The organism is Pseudoalteromonas pernae (assembly GCF_039831865.1).
GTDB lineage: Bacteria > Pseudomonadota > Gammaproteobacteria > Enterobacterales > Alteromonadaceae > Pseudoalteromonas > Pseudoalteromonas pernae.
In genome coordinates this window covers 51,858-70,476 of the sequence record NZ_JBDODM010000001.1, presented here as the reverse complement: position 1 = coordinate 70,476, position 18,619 = coordinate 51,858, and the positions used below count along the sequence as shown (strand labels likewise).

At 44.6% G+C, this 18,619-nt stretch carries 21 protein-coding genes; 16 read left to right on the top strand and 5 right to left on the bottom strand.

Annotated features, from left to right (window positions below; genetic code table 11):
- Positions 1-91: 91 nt before the first annotated feature.
- Positions 92-442 carry a hypothetical protein gene (locus tag V1358_RS00335; protein ID WP_347392219.1) on the bottom strand — a complete coding sequence of 117 codons (351 nt, stop codon included), beginning with the start codon at positions 440-442 and terminating at the stop codon, positions 92-94.
- 404 nt (positions 443-846) lie between these two features.
- Here V1358_RS00335 and ccoN point away from each other — a divergent pair, with 404 nt between their 5' ends.
- The 11 genes from ccoN (at position 847) to ttcA (ending at position 10,730) form a co-directional block, all read left to right on the top strand.
- On the top strand, positions 847-2,280 hold the full coding sequence (gene ccoN / locus V1358_RS00330; RefSeq protein WP_347391879.1) for a cytochrome-c oxidase, cbb3-type subunit I: 1,434 nt from the start codon (positions 847-849) through the stop codon (positions 2,278-2,280).
- 11 nt (positions 2,281-2,291) lie between these two features.
- Positions 2,292-2,912, top strand: coding sequence for a cytochrome-c oxidase, cbb3-type subunit II (gene ccoO / locus V1358_RS00325; protein ID WP_347392682.1), 621 nt, complete (start codon positions 2,292-2,294; stop codon positions 2,910-2,912).
- Between the two features lie 5 nt (positions 2,913-2,917).
- Positions 2,918-3,103: a cbb3-type cytochrome oxidase subunit 3 gene (locus V1358_RS00320; RefSeq protein WP_347391877.1), complete on the top strand. Its 186-nt coding sequence runs from the start codon at positions 2,918-2,920 to the stop codon at positions 3,101-3,103.
- The gene (gene ccoP, locus V1358_RS00315) at positions 3,100-4,068 is read left to right on the top strand and encodes a cytochrome-c oxidase, cbb3-type subunit III (protein ID WP_347391876.1); all 969 of its coding nucleotides are present in this window, start codon (positions 3,100-3,102) and stop codon (positions 4,066-4,068) included. The genes V1358_RS00320 and ccoP overlap by 4 nt, the downstream gene beginning before the upstream one ends.
- Positions 4,069-4,181: 113 nt before the next feature.
- Positions 4,182-4,676 carry a FixH family protein gene (locus V1358_RS00310; RefSeq protein WP_347391875.1) on the top strand — a complete coding sequence of 165 codons (495 nt, stop codon included), beginning with the start codon at positions 4,182-4,184 and terminating at the stop codon, positions 4,674-4,676.
- Positions 4,677-7,055: a heavy metal translocating P-type ATPase gene (locus tag V1358_RS00305; RefSeq protein WP_347392218.1), complete on the top strand. Its 2,379-nt coding sequence runs from the start codon at positions 4,677-4,679 to the stop codon at positions 7,053-7,055.
- Entirely contained in the window at positions 7,052-7,225 is a 174-nt protein-coding gene (gene ccoS / locus V1358_RS00300) for a cbb3-type cytochrome oxidase assembly protein CcoS (RefSeq protein WP_347391873.1), read from the top strand. Before V1358_RS00305 ends, ccoS begins: the two co-directional genes overlap by 4 nt.
- Positions 7,212-7,883, top strand: coding sequence for a sulfite exporter TauE/SafE family protein (locus tag V1358_RS00295; RefSeq protein ID WP_347391872.1), 672 nt, complete (start codon positions 7,212-7,214; stop codon positions 7,881-7,883). Before ccoS ends, V1358_RS00295 begins: the two co-directional genes overlap by 14 nt.
- Positions 7,884-7,919: 36 nt before the next feature.
- Positions 7,920-8,675, top strand: a complete 756-nt coding sequence (locus V1358_RS00290; RefSeq protein WP_347391871.1) for an FNR family transcription factor — start codon at positions 7,920-7,922, stop codon at positions 8,673-8,675.
- Positions 8,676-8,778: 103 nt separating this feature from the next.
- A complete protein-coding gene (uspE, locus tag V1358_RS00285) occupies positions 8,779-9,702 on the top strand; it encodes a universal stress protein UspE (protein WP_347392217.1) in 924 nt (307 codons plus the stop codon).
- A 116-nt stretch (positions 9,703-9,818) separates the two neighbouring features.
- The gene (gene ttcA / locus V1358_RS00280; RefSeq protein ID WP_347392216.1) at positions 9,819-10,730 is read left to right on the top strand and encodes a tRNA 2-thiocytidine(32) synthetase TtcA; all 912 of its coding nucleotides are present in this window, start codon (positions 9,819-9,821) and stop codon (positions 10,728-10,730) included.
- Between the two features lie 42 nt (positions 10,731-10,772).
- On the opposite strand, the gene V1358_RS00275 is transcribed toward ttcA, so the two are convergent.
- Both V1358_RS00275 and V1358_RS00270 read right to left on the bottom strand, forming a co-directional pair.
- On the bottom strand, positions 10,773-11,417 hold the full coding sequence (locus V1358_RS00275) for a DUF2987 domain-containing protein (protein ID WP_347392215.1): 645 nt from the start codon (positions 11,415-11,417) through the stop codon (positions 10,773-10,775).
- A complete protein-coding gene (locus tag V1358_RS00270; RefSeq protein ID WP_347392214.1) occupies positions 11,407-12,222 on the bottom strand; it encodes a glucosaminidase domain-containing protein in 816 nt (271 codons plus the stop codon). The genes V1358_RS00275 and V1358_RS00270 overlap by 11 nt, the downstream gene beginning before the upstream one ends.
- Positions 12,223-12,384: 162 nt before the next feature.
- Here V1358_RS00270 and V1358_RS00265 point away from each other — a divergent pair, with 162 nt between their 5' ends.
- Positions 12,385-13,677, top strand: a complete 1,293-nt coding sequence (locus V1358_RS00265) for an anti-phage deoxyguanosine triphosphatase (RefSeq protein ID WP_347391866.1) — start codon at positions 12,385-12,387, stop codon at positions 13,675-13,677.
- Positions 13,678-13,879: 202 nt separating this feature from the next.
- Complete coding sequence (locus tag V1358_RS00260) at positions 13,880-14,968, top strand: DUF481 domain-containing protein (RefSeq protein ID WP_347392213.1); 1,089 nt, start codon at positions 13,880-13,882, stop codon at positions 14,966-14,968.
- A gap of 101 nt (positions 14,969-15,069) precedes the next feature.
- Here V1358_RS00260 and V1358_RS00255 read toward each other — a convergent pair whose 3' ends face one another.
- Positions 15,070-15,510 carry an exonuclease III gene (locus tag V1358_RS00255; protein WP_347392212.1) on the bottom strand — a complete coding sequence of 147 codons (441 nt, stop codon included), beginning with the start codon at positions 15,508-15,510 and terminating at the stop codon, positions 15,070-15,072.
- 329 nt (positions 15,511-15,839) lie between these two features.
- Here V1358_RS00255 and xthA point away from each other — a divergent pair, with 329 nt between their 5' ends.
- From xthA to rlmA, 3 genes are read left to right on the top strand one after another with little or no spacing between them, the layout of a single operon-like run.
- Complete coding sequence (gene xthA / locus V1358_RS00250; protein WP_347392211.1) at positions 15,840-16,649, top strand: exodeoxyribonuclease III; 810 nt, start codon at positions 15,840-15,842, stop codon at positions 16,647-16,649.
- A gap of 3 nt (positions 16,650-16,652) precedes the next feature.
- Complete coding sequence (locus tag V1358_RS00245; protein ID WP_347391862.1) at positions 16,653-17,282, top strand: energy-coupling factor ABC transporter permease; 630 nt, start codon at positions 16,653-16,655, stop codon at positions 17,280-17,282.
- Entirely contained in the window at positions 17,279-18,088 is an 810-nt protein-coding gene (gene rlmA / locus V1358_RS00240; protein WP_347392210.1) for a 23S rRNA (guanine(745)-N(1))-methyltransferase, read from the top strand. Before V1358_RS00245 ends, rlmA begins: the two co-directional genes overlap by 4 nt.
- Here the strand turns inward: rlmA and yfbV are convergent.
- Positions 18,073-18,519 (bottom strand): terminus macrodomain insulation protein YfbV, encoded by a 447-nt coding sequence (yfbV, locus tag V1358_RS00235; protein ID WP_347391860.1) that lies wholly within the window; start codon positions 18,517-18,519, stop codon positions 18,073-18,075. The genes rlmA and yfbV overlap by 16 nt on opposite strands.
- Positions 18,520-18,619: the final 100 nt, after the last annotated feature.

The window sequence follows — 18,619 nt, the reverse complement described above, 5'->3', positions numbered from 1 at the left end:
AATGTATTAAAGCCAATCTAAAGAAGGGAGCCGCGGCACTCATCAGCTCTAACCGATGCTTAATGAAGTGAGAAGCGATTGATTACGGATATTAAGGATGAGTTACAGAGACCGGATACACATAGTGGGAGGTGATGTCTCGGTTAACGACTGCAACGTCTAGATGCCAAACCATGGTCGGCTCTGAACAACTACCGAGCATGATTTGGGCGACCCATTTAGTCGCAGTACGCTGTTCAAACATAACAGGAATTGTGCCCATATACATTGTTACGCCGCTCATTTTAGCGCTAACCACCTTGGCGTCTTGGGGGATACTCAGTGAAACAACGAAGGGAGTCTCTGGGTGAACTGTTTGCTCACTCAACGCAAACACTGCATTTTCATCGCTTTGGGTATGATACGTGCAACACGCATTGGCCATATTATCGTCTATACTCATGGCTGCGTCGTCACAAGCAGATAGTAAAAACGCCACGGTTAAATAAGGTATGGATTTAACAGCTAAGCGAGTATGTTTGAACTGAAACATGATTGATTATTGAGCGTTTAGTGAAGGCCGATCTTAACGGATGGCTGGATAGCTGGCTAGGCATTAGTTAAAAAATCTCCAACTTCGGCTGATAATTTGATTGAAGTCATTATTTTAGCCATTTGCGCTATCTTTTTAAGGTCAAAAATTTTATCATTTCGACCGCAAATAATAAGAGTGTATGGAGTTTGCTTTCTGAAACGCTTAGTCATATGAGAGTTTTAGGTAGCCGGCTTTTGCACCATCAGTAGGCCCTATTCGTATGAATAGGTATTTCATTTCTAATCGCATAATAATGCAGCGGAAACCTGACAATGAGCCAAACAGTAGCATCACAAACTGAGTACAACTATAAAGTTGTTCGCCAATTCGCTATTATGACAGTGATTTGGGGCATCGTTGGCATGAGTGTTGGTGTTTTGATTGCTGCCCAGCTAGCCTGGCCAGCATTGAACTTCGATACCCCATGGCTGACTTACTCTCGACTACGTCCGTTACACACGAACGCAGTTATCTTCGCATTCGGTACTAGTGCCTTATTTGCAACGTCTTACTACGTTGTACAGCGCACCTGCCAAACGCGCCTTTTCTCCGATAAACTTGCAGCATTTACCTTCTGGGGCTGGCAACTTGTTATCGTATTAGCCGCCATTACTCTGCCTATGGGTATCACTACCTCTAAAGAATACGCAGAGCTTGAGTGGCCAATCGATATCTTAATCGCCGTCGTGTGGGTTTCTTACGCTGTAGTATTTTTTGGCACATTAATTAAGCGTAAAGTGTCACACATCTACGTAGCAAACTGGTTCTACGCGGGTTTCATCATTACCGTTGCTGTACTACACATTGTGAACAGCATGGCAGTGCCTGTGTCGATGACCAAGTCTTACTCTATCTACGCGGGTGCAGTTGATGCGATGGTTCAGTGGTGGTACGGCCACAACGCAGTAGGTTTCCTACTTACAGCTGGTTTCCTTGGTATGATGTACTACTTCGTACCGAAGCAAGCAGGTCGTCCGGTTTATTCATACCGTTTGTCAGTGGTTCACTTCTGGGCGCTTGTTTCTCTTTATATTTGGGCTGGTCCTCACCACCTACACTACACAGCTCTACCTGATTGGACTCAGTCTCTGGGTATGGTTATGTCAGTGATCCTATTCGTACCTTCTTGGGGTGGTATGATCAACGGTATCATGACGCTATCAGGCGCATGGCACAAACTACGTACTGACCCAGTACTTCGTTTCCTAGTTGTATCATTATCGTTCTACGGTATGTCTACGTTCGAAGGCCCGATGATGGCTATCAAGTCAGTAAACGCGCTTTCACATTACACTGACTGGACTGTTGGTCACGTACACTCAGGTGCGCTAGGTTGGGTTGCGATGATTTCTATCGGTGCAACATACCACTTAATCCCTGCTCTATTCGGTCACAGCCGTATGTACAGCGTTAAACTAGTTAACACACACTTCTGGCTACACACTGTGGGTGTTGTACTGTACATCGTTGCTATGTGGATCTCTGGTGTTATGCAAGGTCTAATGTGGCGTGCAGTAAACGAAGACGGTACGTTAATGTACAGCTTCGTACAGTCACTAGAAGCTTCACATCCTTTCTACATCATGCGTTTCCTAGGCGGTGTATTCATCGTAGCGGGTATGCTTGTAATGGCTTACAACACCTATCGCACTATTGCAGCTAAAAAAGGCTCAATTGCTGACGATGCACAAGCACAAGTAGCGTAAGGAGTAGGATGATGAGCAATAATAACTCTACTAATAAACACGAAATTGTAGAAAAGAACGTTGGCCTAATGGCCATTCTAACAGTGTTCGCTATTAGCTTCGGTGCACTTGTGGAAATCACTCCGTTGATGTTCCAAAAAGACACGACTGAGCCTGTAGATGGCCTACGCCCTCTTACAGCACTAGAGCTTGAAGGTCGCGATATCTACGTGCGTGAAGGTTGTTACAACTGTCACTCACAAATGATTCGTCCTTTCCGTGACGAAGTTGAACGTTACGGTCACTACTCTGTAGCAGGTGAAAGTGTATGGGATCACCCATTCCAGTGGGGTTCTAAGCGTACTGGTCCTGACCTAGCACGTGTTGGCGAACGTTATTCTGACGATTGGCATTACGCCCACTTAATGGACCCACGAGCTGTGGTTCCAGAGTCAAACATGCCAGCTTTTCCTTGGTTGGATGAAAACGTACTTGATGGCGAGTTAACTGCTAAGAAAATGGAAGTCTTCCGCGACTTCGGCGTACCTTATACGGACGAACAAATCCAAGGTGCCCAAGAGTCGGTTAAAGGTAAGACTGAAATGGAAGCGCTTATCGCGTATTTGCAGCAACTTGGTACACACTTGAAGTAATTATTATGGATTACGGCACATTCAGAGGCATTTTGACTCTGGTAATAATGGTACTTTTTATCGTGATTGTGTTGTGGGCATTCAGCAAGCGTAGCAAAAAGCGCTTCGACGACGCCGCAAATGCTGTGTTTGAAGACGAAAACAAACACCAAAACACGATCACTAATGAGGAAAAGGAGTCTGAGAAATGACTAGCTTTTGGAGTATTTGGGTCATCGTCTTAACTTTGGCCTGTCTAGTTCTGATCTTCGGCCTACTAATGTGGAACTTAAAGAACTACGTTGGTGTTAAAGAAGGCGAGAGCTGTGGCCACGAATTTGATGGCATTGAAGAAGTAAATAACCCGCTACCTAAGTGGTGGACATACATGTTCCTAGCAACATTTGTTTGGGCTGTATATTACCTTGCCATGTATCCTGGTTTAGGTAACTTTGAAGGGTTCTTGAAATGGAAAAGCTCTAACCAAGGTGTAACATCTTTGGAAGAGTCTAAAAAAGCAGTAGAAGAGATGCATGCTAACGGTTACCGCATCCAGTTGGATGGTGAATACCGCGCTGCAGAAGAAAAGTTTGGTCCAATCTTCGAATCATTCGCTAAACGTGACGTGCTAGACCTAGCATCTGACGAACAAGCGCTTGAAATTGGTCAACGTTTGTTCCTTCAAAACTGTGCACAATGTCACGGCTCAGATGCACGTGGTGGTGATGGCTTCCCTAACCTAACTGATAAAGACTGGTTGTACGGTGGTACACCAGACAAAATCAAGGAAACATTACTTCACGGTCGTATCGCAGCGATGCCAAGCTGGGAAGCTGCGTTGGGTGACCAAGGTATCGAAGAAATGACAGCTTATGTCCTAAGCCTGTCAGGTCGTACAGTTAACCAGCGTGATGCTGAAGCAGGTAAAGCTAAATTCGCGATGTGTGCAGCATGTCACGGTATGGATGGTAAAGGTTCACTGGCTCATAACCTACCATTCGGTGCGCCTAACCTGACCGATAACATCTGGTTATATGGCAGTGGTTCAGCGCGTGCGGTTGAAGAAACGTTACGTAATGGCCGTGCTGGTGTAATGCCTGCATGGAAAGACATCTTAGGTGAAGACAAAGTTCACATCCTAACTGCGTACGTTTATAGCCTGTCTCAAGACAAGTAATCGCTCGATTTTAATCGAAATCAAAAAAGCCTCCTATTTGGAGGCTTTTTTTTAGGTTTTTGTTCCTCAATGCCGTAAAATGTCGCCCACACTACGGCAATTTAATTGGTATTATGAACGCAACTCCCTGGTATAAGCAGTTTTGGCCCTGGTTTCTTATTTTCTTCCCTTTGGCAACAATCATTGCCTGTGTCGGTTTAATCACTTTAGCTGTTGGCAATGGCCCAGACATGGTCGTCGACGACTATTACAAAAAAGGTAAAGCTATCAACCTTGAACTGACCAAGTTCAACAAAGCCAAGGCGCTTTATCTACATGGCGATTTAGAAATTACCGACGAGCGTATCAGCTTCACTTTCACAAAAGGTGATGCATCAGCTGTTGCTGCATTAAACATTGGCTTATATCACCGTACAATTAGTGATAAAGACATCGCTTTTCGCTTGACCAAAAATGCACGAGGTCAATTTACTACCCTTCTTGATGAGCCCGTGCCTGTTGGTGCGTACACTGTATTCATTACTCCTTTTGATGACGCATGGAAGTTAAAAGAAAATATTCAGCTTCCGCTTTCTAGCCTTGTAAAAGTGAGCCCTGAGTACAAATAAATGAGCAATAAGCAGTGCTTTCATTGTTTGGAGCCAGTCCCCACTGGCTTCAATGAAGTTGTAGAATTTAATAACAACGCGCAACCCGTTTGCTGTATTGGCTGCCAAGCCGTCGCTGAGACTATCATTGCTCAAGGTATGAGCGACTATTACAAGTATCGCACTGAATCGGCTGGCAAAGTGCAACAACTCGTTCCAGAGCAACTTGCACTAATTAAGAGCTATGATAACGAAACCATTCAACAAGAATTTATCTCTCACCATGGTGATGATAAAGAAGTGCTGCTGAGCGTAGAAGGTATAAGCTGCGCAGCCTGTGCTTGGCTTATAGAGAAACAGTTACTAGCTCATAGTGGCGTCAAACGAGTTGACGTGAATACTTCCACTCACCGCGCCATGATTGTTTGGGATGACGCACGAGTAAAACTCAGTGCTTTAATTCAAAGCTTGGCTGAAATTGGCTACAAGAGCTACCCCTTTCAAGCTGATAACGAAGCTGCGCAAAAGCAAGTTAAAGCAAAGAGTTTCATCCGTCGCTTAGGTGTGGCGGGTTTGATGACCATGCAGGTCATGATGTTTGCCTTTGCCATGTATTTTGGCATGTTCTCGGGGATGGAAGAGGGATTTGAAGAGTATTTCAGATGGATCAGTCTCACCCTTGCAACCCCCGTTATATTCTATTCAGCATTACCATTTTTAAGTAACGCCATCACCGGTTTAAAAGCTAAACAGCTAAATATGGATGTGCCTGTTTCTCTAGCGATATTTGGCGCCTACTTCGCCAGTTGCTATGCCACTTTAACAGGCACCGGCGAAGTGTATTTTGAATCTATTTGTATGTTTACCTTTTTGCTGTTACTCGGTAAATACTTGGAGTTCAGAGCTCGTCTTAAAGCCAGTGAATTCACAGCTAACTTACAACAACTTCTGCCTTTAACCGCAAGAGTTGTAAGCTCCGGGGAAGAGCAACTAGTCAGCGCCAAGCTATTAAAACTAGATGATGTGGTGCGCATCAAAGCCGGAGAAACAATCGCGGCAGATGGAGAGGTGATTGAGGGTCGCTCAAGCGTTGATGAGTCGATGATGACGGGTGAACATCACCCGGTTGGCAAGGTAGTTGGCTCACAAGTTCATGCCGGCACAGTCAATCACGACGGCGTGCTTACCATTCGCGTTAACAAAGTCGGCCAGAACACGCTGGTAAACCAAATTATCCGTCTGCAGCACAACGCACTGAGTAAACGCCCTCGCATCGCACAAATCACCGACAAAGTCGCACAGTGGTTCGTTGCCTGCTTATTAGTTTTTGCATCTATTACCGCCCTATCTTGGTATCAAATCGACCCTGAACATGCATTTTGGATCACCATTGCTGTGCTTGTGGCTACCTGTCCTTGCGCGCTGAGTTTGGCGATCCCTACGGCGCTAACTTGCGCTGTTGCAAATCTCACTAAACGGGGTGTCCTAATCAAAGAAGCGCACGTCCTCGAGACAGCGACCAAACTCACCACCGTTGGTTTTGATAAAACTGGAACCTTGACGCTCGGTCGCTTCGCTATCAGTCACAAAGAGCTGCTCAATGATGACTTTGATATCGAGCAAATGACCAGCCTTGCTGCAAGCTTAGAGCGGTATTCAGAGCATCCAATCGCCAAAGCATTCATGGATATCACCCAAATTCATCCATTGCCTGAGAATGTCGAGGTAATCACAGGGTTTGGCGTTACTGGTACGTGGCAAAATCATACTGTGCACATTGGCAAGGCTACTTGGTTTGCCAACGATTTAAACCTTAATGCGCAAGCCGTTTTATTTATCGATGAAAAACCCGTGTGTGCGTTCTATCTGCAAGACCAAGTTCGTGACCATGCCCAAGAACTACAAACATCGTTGCGCTCTCAAGGTCTAAAACGCATCATGTTAACGGGCGATCCGTCTCAGGCTGGTGAAAAACTCGCTGGAGAGCTTTCACTTGACGCATATCACACAGCGCTACTTCCCCAAGACAAACTCCGCTTGATGCAACAGTGGCATGACCAAGGTGAAGTGTGTGCAATGGTTGGAGATGGCGTCAACGACAGCCCAGTATTTAACGCCGCGCACCTGTCGATTGCAATGGATAGTGGCGCAGATATCTCCAAAAACACTGCCGATGTGGTCTTGCTTAACAGCGATTTACGTTCAGTATCGCAATTGATCAATGTTGCCAAACAAACTCGTCGTATCATTCGCCAGAACTTAGCGTTATCCTTATGCTATAACGGTGCAATTTTACCATTGGCAGCAATGGGTTGGGTTGCACCTTGGATGGCAGTAATTGGTATGTCTGCCAGCTCGATTATCGTTATCACGAATTCACTAAGGTTGTTGCGCATATGAGTATCATCTTTGTTCTGATCCCAATTGCTATTTTGTTTGTACTCATCGCCATAGGTATCTTTTTTTGGGCGGTCCGTAGTGAGCAATTTTCTGACTTAGAAAAGCAAGGTCACAGCATTCTCTTTGAAGATGACAAAGAGGAACACGATAAGAGCAATGAACGAGATTAATTTTGTTGCAGCCTTGTTGATGGGGCTCGCTGGTAGCGGTCACTGTGTGGCTATGTGTGGTGGTATAGCCGGTAGTTTTCAGCTCGCCAGTAAGGAATTATCTCCCATTGGTGGTGCCCTTTCCTACAATATCGGACGACTGACGAGTTATGTCATCGCTGGCGCGCTTGTTGGTGGTCTCAGTGCTGTGTTTGCTAAACAAAGCACTATCATCAGCCAGAGTCTCAGTATTGTCAGTGCGGTGTTTATGATTCTCGTTGGGCTATATGTCATGCGCGTGTTTAACACCTTAGCCAAAGTAGAAAAGCTCGGAAATTGGGCAATCTGGCGTCACCTAGTAAAACTAAATAAGCACTTAATGCCTGTTAATTCTTACCCCAAAGCAGTTCTATATGGTGCGTTATGGGGTTGGTTACCATGTGGCCTCGTTTACAGTGCCCTAACTTGGTCAATACTAAGTCAGAGTGCTGCACAAGGCGCGCTATTTATGGCACTATTCGCATTGGGAACAATGCCCGCTTTACTCGCTCTGGGACTGGGCGTTAACGCGGTTAAACGAACAATGAACTATCCATGGGTCAGGCTGGTGCTTGGCAATCTATTACTTTGGTATGGCCTGTATAGTTTAGTTATTGCAACTGTGTCCCTAAACACGTAGATTTAACCCCATTCATTGCTTACCTTGGAATGTACGATGGACGTAAAAACAAAACTTTCTGGTAAATTTGCAGGCAAATCAAATTGCACTATCAGCTGCACCAACTGCTCTATCTCTCAGTTATGCCTGCCTTATAGCTTAAACGGCGATGAAATGGACCGCCTTGATGAAATCATCGAGCGCAAAAAGCCTCTGCACAAAGGCGACTACCTATTCGAGTCGGGCAATAAACTTAAATCGATTTTCGCTGTGCGCAGCGGTTCGTTTAAGTCATTTACATTATCCGAACAAGGCGAAGAGCAGATCACGGGCTTTCATTTAGCGGGTGATTTAGTGGGCTTTGATGGCATTCACAATCTACAGCACCAAAGTTTCGCACAGGCGATGGAAACCTCAATGGTGTGTGAAATTCCATTTGAAACACTTGATGAGCTTGCCGGGCGTTTACCTAAGCTGCGTCAACAAATCATGCGCTTGATGAGCAATGAAATCAATTACGATCAAGAGATGTTACTGTTATTGAACAAAAAAACAGCTGAGCAACGCCTTGCTTCGTTTTTGTTCTCCCTCTCTCGTCGCTTTAGCGAACGCGGTTTTTCTGCGCGTGAATTCCGTCTCACCATGACTCGGGGCGAGATTGGTAATTACCTAGGTTTGACCGTTGAAACCATTAGTCGTTTATTGAGCCGCTTCCAAAAAGCAGGCTTTATTAGCGTAGATGGTAAATTCATTACTATTAACAACCACGAAGAACTCGCACAAGCTGCTGCAATGTCTTTGCCAACCTCTTGATCTCACTCAAACTTTAATTAAATGCGCCTTTAAGTATCAAAGATATAGGTTACACTCAAAAGTGTAATCTATACTCTCACTACAGGTAACATGGAGGCGCATCATGGATAAAATCAAACGAATACTCGCGGTTATCGACCCATCTGCACAAGAGCAGCAAAGCCTTTCACGGGCAATTGAAATTGCCAGTGCGACGGGGGCGAAAATCACCGCTTTCCTATCCATTTACGACTTTTCTTATGAAATGACGACCATGCTCAGTGCTGATGAGCGAGAAGCAATGCGTAAAGCCGTGCTGTCAGACAAAGAAAAATGGCTTGCCTCACTGGCGAAGGGTGCGGATAACATTGAATTTGATACCAAAGTGGTGTGGCATAATCGCCCATTTGAAGCCATCATTCGTGAAGTGCTCAACGACAAGTACGATATCGTAATCAAGGGTACACACCAGCATGATACCTTGAAGTCGGTCATTTTTACTCCCACAGACTGGCACCTTATCCGCAAATGCCCGACTCCATTGTTATTGGTCAAAGATCATAAATGGTTAGAAGGCGGTGCAATCATAGCGGCTGTTAATGCCTCAAGTGACGATGAGCAACATCAAGCTCTGAGCCAACGTATTATTAAAGATGCTAAGTTTATCGCCAAAATGGCCCACGGCGACTTACATTTAGTCAATGCCTACCCTGCTACACCTGTTAATATTGCTATTGAGATACCTGAGTTTAATCCAACGCAATACAATGAAACGGTGCGAGATCATCACATTACCTCCACACATCAACTGGGTGAGCAATTTGGTATTAATCAAGACCACCTCCACGTAGAGGAAGGTCTTCCTGAAGATGTGTTGCCGCGAATTGCGAAAAAACTCGACAGTGAGTTGGTGGTCATAGGCACAGTAGGACGCACAGGTCTGAGTGCAGCATTGATGGGTAACACCGCAGAGCATGTTATTGACCGACTAGATTGTGATGTACTGGCGCTGAAGCCCGACGGTTATAAGAGCCCTCTCGATAATTAAGCTAGATCTCAATATTTCCCCTAACGAAAGGCAGCCTGTGCTGCCTTTTTCTTGATGCTATTAGCATGTACGCCTATAATACGCGCCTTTAATTTAGCCGTAACATAGGTGCCCAGGTGTCGCATTCAGTTCAAGCCAAAGCGCAATACAACTTCAATAAACTGCAAAAGCGTTTGCGCCGTAACACAGGCCAAGCTATTGCCGATTTTAATATGATCGAAGAAGGCGATCGCATTATGGTGTGCTTATCAGGCGGCAAAGACAGCTATACCATGCTCGACATATTGCAGAACCTGCAACGTTCAGCACCTGTAAGTTTTGAGCTATTTGCTGTTAACTTGGATCAAAAACAGCCGGGGTTCCCCGAGCATATTCTGCCTGAGTACTTGGACTCATTGGGTATCGAGTACAAAATCGTCGAAGAAGATACCTACTCTATCGTTAAAGATAAAATCCCTGAGGGCAAAACAACGTGTTCGCTGTGTTCACGCCTTCGCCGCGGGATTTTGTATCGCACTGCAAAAGAAATGGGTGCGACAAAGATTGCATTAGGTCATCACCGTGATGACATGATTGAAACCATGTTTCTAAACATGTTCCATGGCGGTAAATTAAAAGGTATGCCAGCTAAGTTGATGAGCGATGACGGTCAACACATGGTTATTCGCCCACTTGCTTACTGTAAAGAAGCGGATATTGAAGCGTACGCCATGCAAAAGGAATTCCCAATTATTCCATGTAACTTGTGCGGTTCACAAGAAAACCTGCAACGCCAAAGTGTGAAAGCGATGTTACAACAATGGCATAAGCAGCATCCTGGCCGCATCGAGAGTATTTTTACCGCGATGCAAAACGTGGTGCCTTCACACCTTGCTGACACGCAATTGTTTAACTTTGCAGACCTACAAACCGGTGAAGTAATTGACGGCGGCGATATTGCCATGGATAAACCTGAATTCAGCGCGCCTGCAATTGACGAGGATGACGCAAACAAGGTAGTTAATATCCAAGCAATAGAATTGAACTAAAAAAGGCGCCAATCGGCGCCTTTTCTTAAACCTTTTGAAGCCTTATTTAGCTATCCAAGGTGTGATACGGGCGAGTTTGTTGCCGTCGACTAACTTACGCTCATTTGCTTGCCACGTATCATCAATTTTAACTTTGCAGCGCATCTCAACACACTGCCAGTCAGAAGGAACATCTGTCGGTACTGCAGTGTTAAAATGCAGTTGAATACCGTGTTGATCTGGCAATAAAAATGACATCAACTTGCCAACAAAGAAACCTGAAAGATCAGGCAGCAACTCTTCAAATTCTTGATGCACTTTATATAGCTGAGCAGCTGTGATTGGCTGCTGTGGCATTTTCGCTTCAATCTGCATACTTAGCTGACAACCACTGGCATATTTAGGCGTAGCCACCACAACCGCTTTGTGGGTGTCTAATTCTTTATCAAACGGTAGAAACAACTGCCCACGTTCATTGTATGTCAGCGGATAGGTTTGCTTTTCAGTCATGATTTTTCCATCAGCCAGTTCGCATTCCTTAGCGCTTTCGAAGGTTTTTAAATAAAAGCCGACACGAGCGTATTGATAATCACCCTCGTTGATCACTTCCATGCGATCATAAAAACCGTCATAAGACATTACTACTGGCTCGGCAAAGGCACCGAAAGAGGCACTCAATGCCAACAGCGCTAAAAATTTACTCTTCAAAATAAGCCTCATTGTGATCCATCATTGCATGTAATTCTTCAATATACGCTTCCCCGCGCTCTGAATAAGACATCAAGCCATACGCCAGTTCTTTTGCACTTAACGGCTGCTGCGCTTCGCGCAACGACGCGCGGATATCTCGCAACTCACGATAGGCGTTATGAGTGTTTATATTGTAGAAATACGAATCGACGGCTTCTTGCACCGATTGGTACACAGCAACCTCGTGTTTTGCGCCGTCATTTCGTCTATTTGGCACAAGACCACAGCCTTCGCTGAAGCACCATTGACCAAAAAAGTTCAAACCAATACGCGCGAATCGTGATGTGCCCCAGGCAGATTCGTTTGCGGCCTGCATCATTACCAACTCTTTGGGAATGACATCAACTCGACGCAAAGCATGAATCAATGACAACTCACTGATTTCTTCATCTTCCAGCCCATAATCCGCAAAGATATCGACAACTTTATCTTGTTGCGTTTGTGTCAACGGCTGTTGATTTTGCACCATCATTAGCGCAATTTCCAAGCTCGCTCTTTGCTCTCGAACGCGCGCATTAGCGCGTTCCACAGGTCCACGAATAAAGTCAAAGAATCGACTTTTCTTTTCTTTTACGTCTTTAATTTTTGCAAATTGAGGAAGATCCACGTTATGTAACGGCTTCTCTACAACCTTCTTTTTAAGCGGTACCACCTTCACTTTTTCAGATGTTTGAGCCACATCTACTTGGCCCCAAATAAAAGGGTAAAGCAAAGCGGTTACACTTAGGACGACAACAAACAACAGTCCTAATTTTTTCATCATAATGCCTCCACCAGAGCACTTGGCAGTCAACTAAACGCGGTATTATATCGCGAACAAGCCACTTTGAGAAATGTCTTGTTCCTAAATCAATCCTTGTCGACAAGACAATGATTTATTTATTGTTTACACTGTTAAAAGCACAAAGTGGAAGGTGGGCAGTTTATGAGTGATATTTGGCAACAACGACGCACTGGGGAAGACAAATTTCGACCCAATGATAACCGCTCGTCTTGGCAAATCGACCGCTCTAGGATCATCCATGCTGCTGCGTTTCGGCGCTTACAAGCCAAGACTCAAATTATGGGTATTGGCCTCAATGATTTTCACCGCACTCGCTTAACCCATTCTCTCGAAGTCTCGCAAATCGGCAGTGGTTTGTTGCGTCACCTCTTGAGGCAACACCCCGATGTCACGTGTTTACCCGACGAATCTTTGCTCGAGACGCTGTGCCTAGCACACGATATCGGTCATCCACCGTTTGGACACGGTGGGGAAATCGCACTCAATTACATGATGCGTGAACACGGTGGTTTTGAGGGCAATGCACAAACGCTACGTATCGTCGCCAAGTTGGAGCCCTACACCCACGGTTTCGGTATGAACCTCACTCGCCGAACTTTACTTGGCTTTATTAAATATCCTGCGATGCTCGATGAATTGTGGCATACAAAACCTTCTGTTCCTGCGCAGCAAAGATATATTCGCGCCAACGAATGGCGACCTGCGAAAGGTTTGTATCATGATGACCTAGAGCTTGTAGATTGGATCCTCAGTCCACTTGGACACCAAGACCGACAATTATTTCAAAGCTATCAAAGTTACGATAGTTTCCGTTCGAAGACTTTGTTTAAATCGGTAGATGCTTCCATTATGGAGCTTGCTGATGATATCGCCTACGCGGTCCACGACCTCGAAGATGCCATCGCCACAGAGCAAATAACCATTCATGATTGGCAATCACATGCAGAACCTATGCTCAAGCAGTTGCAATGCCCTTGGCTGCAACACGCTGATATGGCTAATCGGTTATTTTTCAAAAGTGAGGCGGACCGCAAAGATATTATCGGCGAATTAGTTAATCTGTTCATCACTCAAAGCCAATTAACAGCGACAGATCCACAGTTCGACTGCGACATATTGCGCTATCAGGTTGTGTTACCTGAACCATATCAAGAACTGCTCGATGTTCTTAAACGCTTTATCTATCACCGCCTTATTCGTGCTCCACACATGCAACAAATCGAGTTCAATGGTCAAAAACTGATTATTGAGTTGTTTGAGGCGTTTGCTAGTGACCCACTTAGGCTACTCCCTGAAACTACAGCCGTTGCCTATCGCGAGGCTGAAAAGATGGGGCAAAGTACCTATCGGGTATTGTGTGATTACCTAAGCGGTATGACGGACGAATACGCCTATAGAACTCATCAACGCTTATTTAGCAGCAATGCGTACTGATATTGGCCCTAATCACTGTACAAATTTTTCAGCTAACGTGTAAAATAGTGGTCGCTATCGACGTAATAACAGGTACTTAGCCTTAAATGATGAAAGCGAGACCTCAAAAAGGACAGATGTACGTTTAAATCATCGGCTATATTTTATTTAGTTTGCTGTTTTACGACGAATAAACCCAACAACTTGTGCAAAGGAACTCTGTATGCCTGCTGTTTACATTACCCTGTTTTTAACTCTGTTCTTTAGCTCTTTAGCTATGAGTCAAACATCGTCCGCTTTGTATGAGCAAGAGCGTGAAGTACTGATCAAAGCAAACGATGAGTTTGATTGGTTAAGGCTCACCTCAGGCGAGTGGCTAAAAGGTGAATTCAAAGCCATGTATGACAAAAATGTCGAGTTTGAAAGTGACATCCTCGATACCTTGTTTATAGATAGAGATGATGTACAAATGCTTATTTCAAAAAAGATTTTAAGCATTCGTTTTAATGATGGCACTGTTAGAGAAGGCAATTTACTTATTGGCCCTGAGACTGTTTCAATTGCTGACAGTAAGACCAGTTTTAACCCAAGTGACATTGTTTCTGTCGCACCTAGCGCAAAAGATAAAGGCGGAGCGTGGTACGCCAAAGTGGGCCTTGGGGCAAACCTGAGCCGCGGTAACACAGAGCAAACAGAGTATTCAGCAACTGTTGACATTAAACGTCGCACAGCAACTAATCGACTATTAATCAATGCACTTGCCGCACGCACTTCAAACGATGAGGAAGTGACTGAGAATAACATTCGAGCTAACGGTACGTTCGACTGGTTCTATACGACCAAGCTATATTTCCGTCCTGTGTTCTTTGAATACTATCGCGACCCATTTCAAAATATCGCTAACAAATACTCGTTGGGTGCGGGTCTTGGTTACTACGTTGTGGATACCGATAAATTAGAATGGGACATCGGTGCGGGTCCTGCCTTTCAACGCACAGAGTTTGATACTGTAGCTGTTGGTGAAAAAGACACGAACTCATCAGCATCTTTCTATATCGCCTCAAACTTAGATTACGAACTAACTTCAGACATCGACCTTATGTTTGACTATCGCTTTACCTTCTCTCCAGAAGAAGCCGGTGGCAATGCTCAGCACGCTCTTGCTGGCGCATCAATCGATATAACCAAGGATATCGACTTTGATATCTCCCTAGTTTGGGATTATTTAGAAGCGCCCATTGCAAATTCTGATGGCACAGTACCAAAACAAGACGACTACAAAATGATTTTTTCATTCGGAGTTGAATTATAAAACAAATAAAAAAGCCTTCTTTAAGAAGGCTTTTTTATTCTACGTGTTACTCACAACACTGCGAGTGGGAACACGTTAATGAAAATAAGTACATTACGAATTTACTTCGCAGATTGACCGTATTGCTCAACAAACTTTTCTACTGGCTGACCGTTACACTTAAGATCAGACACGCGCTTACCGTGAAACGCCAGACGGGCTAAACCTTTTTCAGCAGCGGCAATACACAGTTTCGTATCGTGCGCTGTGTTTTTCGCATAAAGGTTTACTGTTGGCCCTTGTTCAACCACTTTTACAACTTCCACTTTTTTTGCAATATCACGAATATCTTGACCATTGCAGTAAAGACTAGAAGAAATTCGGCTGATTTTAATACCGTGTTTCTGGCCTTCAACTTTAGCAGCCATCAAACCGCTGTTCGCTGCCGTTGCACATAATTGAGATTCAACTGAATCATTTTTGGCAAAATACTGATTGCCTGTGCTAGCGATTGCAGTTGAAGCAAACACAACTGGTAATAATACAGTCGCAAATTTGAACATAGGACTACTCCACAATTTGAACGGGTGGTTAAAAAACGATCTGCATTTTATAGCCACAAAAACCCCTGTCAAATGCATTTTTTATTCTATACAAAATATATTTTAAGGTTAACAATTCAAAAACCAGTCGCTATTACCATTTACAGTTAATTTAACACTTTACCTTTTTTAGGGTCTTTATCGCACGGGACTGAAATTGCATCTCGTCACCGCTCCCCCTTGCAATATGAGATATTTCTATCAAATGGAACCCGCTCCCTTTTACTTTATCCTTAGGTTGATATACTGCGCTCAATCAGCTTAAGAAAGTCTGCAAAGGGACTCGAACAATGAAAATTATCTCTTTTAACATCAACGGTATTCGTGCTCGATTACACCAACTCCAAGCGCTTATAGACAAACATCAGCCGGACGTAATTGGCTTGCAAGAAATCAAAGTGCATGACGAGATGTTCCCTGTTGCAGATGTTGAAGCTATGGGCTATCACGTCTATTTTCATGGTCAAAAGGCGCATTACGGTGTAGCCATGCTTACCAAACAGCCAGCCAAAATGGTTAAAAAGGGGTTTTCAACTGATAATGACGAGCATCAAAAACGCATGATAGCCGTCACTGTTGAAAACGCTAAAGGCGAAGATGTCACTGTGCTTAACGGCTATTTCCCGCAAGGCGATAACATCAACCATGAAATTAAGTTTCCATATAAACGCCAGTTTTATGCAGATTTGATGAACGAGCTTACAAACGAATACAGCCCTGAGTCCAAACTGGTCGTGATGGGTGATATCAATATCTCGCCTATTGATGCTGATATCGGTATCGGCGAACCCAACATGAAACGCTGGTTAAAAACGGGCAAGTGCTCTTTTCAACCTGAAGAGCGCGAATGGTTAGCAACTTTGCTTAACTGGGGTTTTGTTGACACCTTTAGGCAAGCCTATCCAGACGTAGATGACCAATTTTCGTGGTTTGATTACCGTTCCAAAGGTTTTGACGATAATAGAGGCCTGAGAATTGATGTTATCCTCGCCACTGAGTCACTAGCGAAAACGCTCCAAGACAGCGGTATAGACTATGAATTAAGAGGCATTGATAAGCCGTCCGATCACGCCCCCGTTTGGAGTACCTTCGAGGGTTAAGTCATGTTGCCCAGTTATATCATCCTCGTCGTTATCTTGATACTGACTATCAATAAAACAACGTTACAAGGATTATTGCACCGCCCCGCGCGCCAAACTGGGCTTTTCGCTTGCGCACTCGTGTTGGCATTACTGTGGCGAATTAAAGCAGGCATCTTTGCTGGGTTAGACATTCATATTCTCGGGGTGACCGCCATAACGCTGATTCTAGGTTGGCGCCTCGCGTCACTTGCTGCTTTGCTCGCTACAATTCTGCTAGCCAGCTTTTCGGTTATTAGCTGGGAACACAGTGCTGTATACGTAATAACGACAGCATTCATCCCCATCTATTTTAGCTATGCGGTGTTTAGCTTTGTGTACCACACCTTGCCAAGGCACCTGTTTGTTTATGTATTTATTTGCAGTTTCCTGTGCGCGGCCTTAGCGAACTGCTTAAAAATAGTTGTCACTGCAACCTATTTTTGGGCAATAGGCAGTTATGATTGGACTACCCTGTTAGATAATTACATCATATTGTGTGCCCTTATTTGGTTTCCAGAAGCGATGCTCAGCGGTATGGCTATGACCATCTTAATTATTTATCGTCCCCATTGGGTACGCACATTTTACGATAAGGAATACCTCGCCCAATGAGTGCTTATTGCTGCCCATTATGTCAAAGTCCACTGCAATCCCAAGGCTCCAGTCTGCTGTGCCATCAGGGTCACCAATTTGATTATGCCAAAGAAGGTTATATCAATTTATTGCCAGTGCAGTTTAAGAAATCGAAGCAACCTGGTGACAACCAAGACATGGTGCAAGCTCGTCGTCGTTTTTTAAACAATGAACATTATTCCTTTTTACGAGATGCATTAGCACGCAAGGTGTCTTCACTGCATCTAGATGGTACTCATATTGTTGATATGGGCTGCGGTGAGGGTTACTACACCAGCGAACTAGCCAAGCAACTCAGCCAGACTGGCCAAGTTTTTGGTATTGATATCGCCAAACCGGCGATCCGCTATGCGGCAAAACGTTACTCAGAGTGCGAATTTGCAGTGGCATCTAGTAAGCAAATACCCTTATCTGAGCACTGCTGTTCAGTGGTAACAAGCGTATTTGCGCCAGTGTTTGCGCAAGAAAGTAGTAGGTTGCTGGTCGATGGCGGCTATCTGGTAGTGGTGTCACCGGGACCAATGCATCTAAAAGAATTGAAAGAAATCATCTACAACGAAGTTAGAGCGCACCAAGAAATCGAAACACCACAAGGGTTTGTTCGAGTCTCGCAAGACTTATTGACGCAAGAGTTAGTGCTGTCTGGGGATACGGCGAAAGACCTGAGCCTCATGACGCCTTTCGCGTGGAAGTTCAGCCTAGAACAACTGACCGAATTAGCGCAAAGGCACTCTTTCACTGTACAAGCTGAGTTTTACCTCAGCGTGTTTCAAAAGAGCTCTTGACGAAACGCCTTGTCCATTTTTTCAAACATATCTTTGAGTAAATGAGCCAACTCTAGGTATCTAGGCTTGGCTTTTGCTGGCGCTCCTTCATAACCCTTCGCTACCATTTTGCTATATAGCTCTTTATACCAAGATGCCATAGACGGTGGCAGTGGCGAGGACGCTCGCTTACCCAACCACAAAAGTCCTTGTGCAGGTAGCGACAGAATTAGCAAAGCGAATGCCAAAGCAGGTGCTGCATAATCGGTGCCTAGGTACTGTAACTGAATGACTAAGCTGGTAATGGCAACAGCCGGCATCACCTTTACAGCAAAAAGCGTTGCACTGGTCACTCTGTTTTCAACGAACAGAGGCGCTAGCTCGCGTCGTGCGGGCCACAGTTTTGCATAGCTGTATCCTTGCTGCATTTGTGAAATAAGACTTTTTTGCATTTACGCCCCTTACAACTAACTTTCTGTCGAAATTTAAGGTAAAATATACAGGCCCCTTCAATTATACCTTAGTCTATTTTTGCACATCGTTCATTGCCAA